Annotated in this window: 5 protein-coding genes; 2 read left to right on the top strand and 3 right to left on the bottom strand. The window is 38.6% G+C overall.

Features of this window, described 5'->3' with window-relative positions; translation table 11 throughout:
- Nucleotides 1-56: 56 nt before the first annotated feature.
- Together LC033_RS16195 and LC033_RS16190 are read right to left on the bottom strand one after the other, a co-directional pair.
- A complete protein-coding gene (locus tag LC033_RS16195; protein WP_226570205.1) occupies nucleotides 57-1169 on the bottom strand; it encodes a Rap family tetratricopeptide repeat protein in 1113 nt (370 codons plus the stop codon).
- Nucleotides 1170-1645: 476 nt separating this feature from the next.
- Nucleotides 1646-1783, bottom strand: coding sequence for a hypothetical protein (locus tag LC033_RS16190; RefSeq protein WP_226570203.1), 138 nt, complete (start codon nucleotides 1781-1783; stop codon nucleotides 1646-1648).
- Nucleotides 1784-2163: 380 nt separating this feature from the next.
- Here LC033_RS16190 and LC033_RS16185 point away from each other — a divergent pair, with 380 nt between their 5' ends.
- Nucleotides 2164-2637 carry a DUF3967 domain-containing protein gene (locus tag LC033_RS16185; protein WP_226570201.1) on the top strand — a complete coding sequence of 158 codons (474 nt, stop codon included), beginning with the start codon at nucleotides 2164-2166 and terminating at the stop codon, nucleotides 2635-2637.
- A gap of 668 nt (nucleotides 2638-3305) precedes the next feature.
- Complete coding sequence (locus tag LC033_RS16180) at nucleotides 3306-3977, top strand: hypothetical protein (RefSeq protein WP_226570199.1); 672 nt, start codon at nucleotides 3306-3308, stop codon at nucleotides 3975-3977.
- A gap of 33 nt (nucleotides 3978-4010) precedes the next feature.
- On the opposite strand, the gene LC033_RS16175 is transcribed toward LC033_RS16180, so the two are convergent.
- Nucleotides 4011-5048 (bottom strand): protein rep, encoded by a 1038-nt coding sequence (locus LC033_RS16175; RefSeq protein ID WP_226570197.1) that lies wholly within the window; start codon nucleotides 5046-5048, stop codon nucleotides 4011-4013.
- Between the last annotated feature and the right edge of the window lie 525 nt (nucleotides 5049-5573).

Genomic DNA, 5573 nt, shown 5'->3' with positions numbered 1-5573 from the left:
CGTATAAACTGCCAATCAACATCATAACTGCAAAAGAAACTAAACCAAAGACTTTTCTAATGCTCATACAAACAGTCGCCCCTTCGAATTTGTTTTTGAGCGTACACCATTTGCTGATACAAATATACAGAATCCTCCATACGCCCATTTTCAGTATAAAATTCTGCGGACTCTAAAGCCAGTTCTTCTAAATATGGATAACCTCTGACATCATCAAAACGTTTCAATATCTCCATCAGCTCATCAATACATAGTGGCTTCGTATATAAATTTATAAGAAAATCAAATAAAGAACTAAACAACTTATCGGGATTTAACTTCAAATACTCAATACCCTCGTTCAAATAGTCATTCGCAATTTCATCATTACCCATTTTGAAATTAATAAGAGCCTGCTGATAATATACGATTTTGATATGAGTATGAGCTTTCAAAAAACCTTCAGCATCTTGCAAGTAATTCAAGGCAGCTTCATATTTTCCTAGTCGCTGATATGTATTTCCTAAGTTCATCAAAGTGATCCCAGTCATCAATCCATCCTTAATGGCCTGCGCTCTTTTCAAGGCTTCCTGCAAATGAGGAATAGATTTTTCAGGACGGTTAAAATCATCATAGTTACCTGATATAACAAAGCGAGATTGAATTTCTCTAATCACATAAGTCGGATTAGCCTTATATGTATCAAGAGCTAGCATAATGTAGTACATGGACATTTGAGTTTGTTTCATATGATAAAAAATCTCTGCCATTTTGTAATAAAACTCAGCTCTTTCAACTTCATCAGCTACCCGATCTAGCCGCTTTTCTGCTTGTCTATAAAAAGTAATCGCAGTGATGTATTCACCTTGCGAAAACTCATACATCCCTCTGAAAAAATTGAAGTAGTATTCAAGGATTCCAGTGAACTTTCTTCCCTGACCTTCGACTGCTCTTAAGTATTCAGCTTTGTTCACTTTCTGCTCAACTGGATTCACGTATTCAAGCATTTGTTCATGACGGAAATCCATCAACTGAAAATAAAGAACAGCTTGCTCATCTTCCTCCATCATATCTAATTCTTCTCTTATTTCGCTCCGAAGCATTTCAGCATCTGTTACATTGAGTTTTTTTATATGTTGATACCACTCATTAATCTTCTGACCGACCTCTGCTGAAGATACAGCTTTCATTTCCATCCCCCTCATTTTTACCGTTTTATGTTAAATACTAGCATATGAAATACGCTTAAAACCCTGTTGCGTTCCAGTTTTGAAAATTTTCGGCATCTCGCAAACAGATTTCTAGATTATTTCAGCAGACAAAACGAAAAAACGCATTTTAAAGCCCTTATAATCGTTTTTAACCCTTTCCCCTATTTCAATTACCTGAACAAAAATAAAAGCGCTCAGAATCGAATCTGAACGCTCTCAACGGCATTTTTGAAATGCACGATATGTTTTTTTATACGTTTTATTTTCATCTTGCGTACTACCCCCCTGTTAGCATGGGGGGGTTCCCGTTTGGCTCTCGGTGCTTCGCTTTTCGTTGCCACTCAGGCGACTGCCGCCGCCCTTACGCTTCGCACCTTCGCCAAACTGACTAGGAACAGGATATTGGAAATCTATTATATCACTTTATAAGCCAATTCAAGGGCTTTTCTCTCAAATTACTCATCTGTGATCTGACCAGATGCATGCTGCCATAATAATTCTTCCTCGTCAGCTATAAGATAAATTCCTTCAATGGCGTGTGTCGCCTTCGCATATCTCATGCCTTTTTCAAAACTCTCTCTTGTCATTTTCATCATCGGACCGCCTTTCTTGGGCTTTGCCCAAACCCACCAACGGTCAGCCCGTTGGATCGCAAATATTCAAACCCCCTACCCCCGTTCTTCGGGGGATGCCCCTTCGGCTGGCGCAAACAAACGGGGTTTGTTTGATTAACAGGCTTTTGGGTCTCGTGAATGAGTCAACTCCTTAATGCTCTCTTCGTTCCGCTTACCGTTGACTCATGACATATTCGTTCTTCTTTTGCTCTTTTCCTTTTCCATGAAGTGAGACCGGCCTCACTCACCAAAAATTCTTTCCTTTCAACCCGCTATACAAAAGAAAAACATTTTGCCTTTTGATCTAGGAGGGCGTAGCGTATACCGTAGCGAATGAATCATAAAGAGGTGAACCCGCTATGAAACCCGAAACCTATCTTTCTTCACAAGACATTGCAAACAAGCTCAATGTCTCCAGCGTCACAATACGCAAATACGCCGCCATGCTTGAGAAAAACGGCTATCATTTCGCCAGAGACACTAAGGGATGGCGTCAGTATAATGAGTCCGATTTATCCGCTATGGAGTATATATACACACACTCTAAATTGAGTGGTAAATCACTAGAAGAAGTAGCCAAACTTGTAGCGACCTTGTATCGGTCAAACTTGTCCATATCGGATACCGCTACACCGCTACAAGATATCAATGTCGCCGATCTCATTCAAAGACAAGAGGAATTCAATCGGGCCATCCTAAAACGACTCGAACAATTTGAAGAACAACAAAAAAAGCGAGATGAAAATCTCATGCTCGCTTTGAAAGAATCCATTGAAACAAAAAAAATGATTGCTGCAGCTCAACAAAAAAAGTGGTGGCAATTTTGGAAATAGGACAACCATGACAATGGCGCACTTATACACACCCCTGTGTGCGTGCTAAAATCTCCCGATTTCCGTCAAGCGTGTAAAGAAAAAGAAGACTCAATTGTCGGCTTCTTCTGCTTCTTCAAACCACAATGCAATGAACAGCAAAGTACAACACATTAATTACAATCGTCATCACATTCACCTCCACAGTGAACGGATTCTACCACAAAAATATTCCTCAAAACGAAGCTCTAAAAAATAAAAAAATGATTGCGGACACCGCAACCAAAAAAACATTTTTCTTAAATCTATCTTAAATCCATTGCTACACTCATTTTAATTAGATAACCTTAATTTGTTATTTAATCCATAAGGAGGAATAAGAATGAAGATGCCCAAAAAAAGGAGGGAGAACTAAGCCTTATTCTGTTGTATTTTTTTACGCCGCCACTTAATAAAAGTAACTGAAAGCACAATGAGCAAAATCGCAATAAACTTAAAAATAAAGCGAGTGAAGAAAGTAGCATCTTCAAACTCCGTTGCGAAGATACACGCTCCTATGATTATCCCGATCATGCCTACTACCCAATTCCAAAACACATCAATCACTCCTCAATTACCTTTTTTTTATAAAATAACATTTTTTATCCATGTGTGTATTATCGCACAAAAACAAGGGGGAAATAGTCAAAATGAAAAAGTTCATAATCGTAATGCTAGGTCTGATGTTATTCTTAACAGCTCCATTACAAACAGTAGCCGCAGCAACCCAACAACCGCAAGAAATTAAAGAGTCTTATCAAACTGAAATTGAAGGCAAACTACATACGTTCAATTCTGTAACCAAAGGTAGCACTCAAACAATAACCATTGATAATGGTGAACAAGTAGATACCGTTTCTTTTGACCGAGCAAAAGAAGAACTTCGTATCAACAATGAATTATTGGACGTCAAGGAATTTAAAGAAGCTGGACAAGAATTAATCAAAGAAAACGGCGAGATTAGCGCAAAGTCAAACAAAGATTACCAATGGAGACTGGTGAAAACCTATAAAAACAAATTCAACATCACTGTTGCTATTGTTGTTGTTGTGACAGGTGCAATTTTAGCATTACCAACGGGAACAGGTGCTATAGCTGGCGCAGTCTTAACACTGAAAGCAGTAGCTTTAGCTGCTTCAGCAGTAACTTCCGCTTCAGGGCCAACAGGTCAAAAAGTCTTTCATTACACATTCAAAACGTACTACAGTCCGAAAAACGGTTACTGGAACAACAAATTTGTTTTATCTATCTACAAAGATTCAAAGCGTAAGAAACTTGTAAAAAAGGTAAGTCATCAAACACGATTCGGAAAAAAATATTAATAGAAAAACAGGCTCTTACTGGAGCCTGTTTTTCTATGTGATTATATAATTCTTAATGCCAACATGCCAATGCGCCATGACCTCAAACGTCTCATTGGCTACCTCGTCTTCATCTTCATCAATTCTGACAAGATCCCCGTCCTCGGCATCCGTCAAATTGAACTCCTTATGAATCTCCTTCAAGATCCCTCCATATCCAATCAACCGTCTTGCACTAAGTGCATCATCCAAATAATAGACCGTATCAAGATTTTCCTCGGTCACTTCATTCCCACGTATGACATCCGTATCCTTGACAGGATACTTTGAAATTTCAAGAATCGCCTTTTGTTCTTCCATTTCTTTGCGCACTTCTTTTTCAATCGCTTCCGCATCAATATTCTTTTTTCCTTTGACCCGCTGCACGTGCACAATCGGTATGTAATCCAACTTCATTGCACGCTTCCAAAGGCTTGTCCATTCTTTTTGATTAATATAGTTCTTACCAAAGTAACCAGTACGAACAGGAATCAACACATGAAAATGCGGGTGATATGTATTTTTTTCATGATTTTTTGTAATCTCTAAAGCTCTGAAATACCCACGCACCGCAGAATCAACTTTTTTATATTTCATCAATCTATTAAAGCTTTTCATCATATCAGAAATGGTCTTCTTTAGATCGTCGCCCTCAACATTTTTCACCGTCAACGTAAGAAATATCCATGCAGGCTTATACTGCCTATTTGCTTCTTCGACAATCAATTTATTATGACTTGCAATCTTTAACGACCTTCGCCACGCACACATAGGGCATAACCTCACTTTACAAAAATAGGCTTGGGTTAGCTTTAACTTGCCCGTTTTTCTATCTCTTTTAAACACAAGATATTCTGCACAATCACACACTTTATCAGCCTTTTTCAAAAAATAAGGCGCACCGGTCCGTTTTTCTAAAGCCTCATAATGAGCCGCCACAAGTGACGATCTCATCTTTTTTCCTCTCCAATCCCGCTTTTTTCCTGTTGCGGTTTTGTCCTCAAGGATGGTATAATCTGAATTAGGATTAACAAAATCACATGTTTTACACATAAAAAAACTCCTTCTGACGCTAGTTCTCTAGCAATCTATTATTTTGGTTGGCACTTTAATAATAGCAGATGGGGTTTTTCACTGTCAAATTACCCTTGAACCCTTGACAGCAGGGGGTTTATCGCACTTCTTGAAAATCTCATTGTTTCTATATGTATCAAGATAAGAAAAAACACGATTCTGACTCCGTCAAAATCGCCCAAAAAGCTGGCGAAACCGCCATCTTTTTAAAAGATCAAAACCCAAAAACCTAAAAGACCAAAGACTAAACCAAATTTCCCCGCAGGGGGAGATTTTTTTTTGATTTTTTGACCATGCTGCTCAACAAAAAAACAGACCCTAAAGGTCTGTCCAAATCATGTCCCGTTTCTCACAGCAAGCTCGATCACAGCATTTGCATGACTGGCGTATAAACTGCCAATCAACATCATAACTGCAAAAGAAACTAAACCAAAGACTTTTCTAATGCTCATACAAACAGTCGCCCCTTCGAATTTGTTTTTGAGCGTACACCATTTGCTGATA

It is taken from the genome of Bacillus stratosphericus, assembly GCF_020524495.1.
GTDB classification, from domain to species: domain Bacteria; phylum Bacillota; class Bacilli; order Bacillales; family Bacillaceae; genus Bacillus; species Bacillus stratosphericus_B.
The sequence above is the reverse complement of the archived record's forward strand: the minus strand, read 5'-3'. Positions and strand labels throughout refer to the sequence as shown.